At 44.5% G+C, this 398-nt stretch carries 2 pseudogenes; both read left to right on the top strand.

Annotated features, from left to right (window positions below):
- Window positions 1–127: pseudogene (locus J7R10_RS10175) on the top strand (transglycosylase SLT domain-containing protein); the annotation flags it as partial.
- 12 nt (window positions 128–139) lie between these two features.
- Window positions 140–398 (top strand): annotated as a pseudogene (locus tag J7R10_RS09280) (phage tail protein); the annotation flags it as partial.

The raw sequence follows: 398 nt of genomic DNA, 5'->3' as shown, positions 1-398 counted from the left end.
GTTAGAGGTTTTAAGGGCATTATTAGCATCACAAGAAGAAGCTTCGGAAGAAGAAGAGAGTGATGATGATAACCCTTTGATGACGCAATTCATGCGGGCGTTTTACGGACCATTTTACCGGAACTAGGATTCACGAGAGATGTCAACGATTTATGATTGGTCGCTTAGAGCGGCGGATAATACGCGCGTGGATGATTTGATTGATTGGTCAGAAGGACAGCAGCCTAGCAGTGTGAATACGAGCGCCCGTGTGATGATGCAAAGGATAAGTGAGTATTTGTCAGACACGGGTGGAGCGCTTGAAGGGGTTGTTACAAATGATCATGTCCAACAAACGAGTGTGATAAGACTTGCAAGCAGCTCACAGTTTTTAGAGTATAAGAATGGTATCGTTTTGC

This window comes from Bartonella vinsonii subsp. berkhoffii ATCC 51672 (assembly GCF_902825225.1).
Lineage (GTDB): Bacteria > Pseudomonadota > Alphaproteobacteria > Rhizobiales > Rhizobiaceae > Bartonella > Bartonella berkhoffii.
Note: the sequence above shows the minus strand (reverse complement) of the source record. Positions and strands in the feature narration are given on the sequence as shown.